Raw genomic sequence first — 931 nt, 5'->3', positions numbered from 1 at the left:
AGCCGGCGGCCGAGCGGATGGCCTCGGCCAGATCCGTGCGTTCCCACGAGAAGCCGCCGTCCGCCTCCGGCGCGCGGCCGAAGTGCCCATAGGCCGAGGTGCGCGCATAGATCGGCAGGTTGAGCGACAGGTGCTGGCGGATGCCGCGCGGCGACAGGTCCATGACGTCCATCAGCACGGTCTCCAGCTTGGCCTCGTCGGCGTTGCCGGTGCCGTGCAGGTCGACGTAGAGCGACAGCGGCTTGGACACGCCGATGGCGTAGGAGAGCTGAATGGTGCAGCGCTCGGCGAGCCCGGCCGCGACGACGTTCTTGGCGAGATAACGCGCGGCGTAGGCGGCGGAGCGGTCGACCTTGGTCGGGTCCTTGCCCGAGAAGGCGCCGCCGCCGTGGGGCGCGGCCCCGCCGTAGGTGTCGACGATGATCTTGCGGCCGGTCAGGCCGCAGTCGCCGTCGGGGCCGCCGATGACGAACTTGCCGGTCGGGTTGACGTGCCAGATCGTGTCCTTCGAAATCCACCCGTCCGGCAGGGTTTCGCGCACGTAGGGCTCGATGATCGCCTGCACGTCGTGGGAGGTCAGAGCCTCGTCGAGGTGCTGGGTCGACACCACGATCTGCGTCGCGGCGACCGGCTTGCCGTTCTCGTAACGCACCGTGACCTGGCTCTTGGCGTCCGGGCCGAGCGCGCCGGTCTCGCCGGAGCGGCGAGCCTCCGACAGGCGGCGCAGGATCTTGTGGGCGTAATAGATCGGCGCCGGCATCAGCTCGGGCGTCTCCCGGCAGGCGTAGCCGAACATGATGCCCTGATCGCCGGCACCCTCATCCTTGTTGCCGGCCGAGTCGACGCCAACCGCGATGTCGGCCGACTGGGCGTGCAGATGAACTTCCACATGGGCCCGATCCCAGTGGAAACCGTCCTGCTCGTAGCCGAT

Annotated in this window: 1 protein-coding gene; it reads right to left on the bottom strand. The window is 69.2% G+C overall.

Annotation, left to right across the window (positions count from 1 at the left end):
* On the bottom strand, positions 1-931 hold a 931-nt coding region (gene metK, locus IEW34_RS30180), incomplete at both ends, for a methionine adenosyltransferase (protein WP_188612955.1).

Source organism: Chelatococcus reniformis (assembly GCF_014640075.1).
Lineage (GTDB): Bacteria > Pseudomonadota > Alphaproteobacteria > Rhizobiales > Beijerinckiaceae > Camelimonas > Camelimonas reniformis.
Note: the sequence above shows the minus strand (reverse complement) of the source record. Positions and strands in the feature narration are given on the sequence as shown.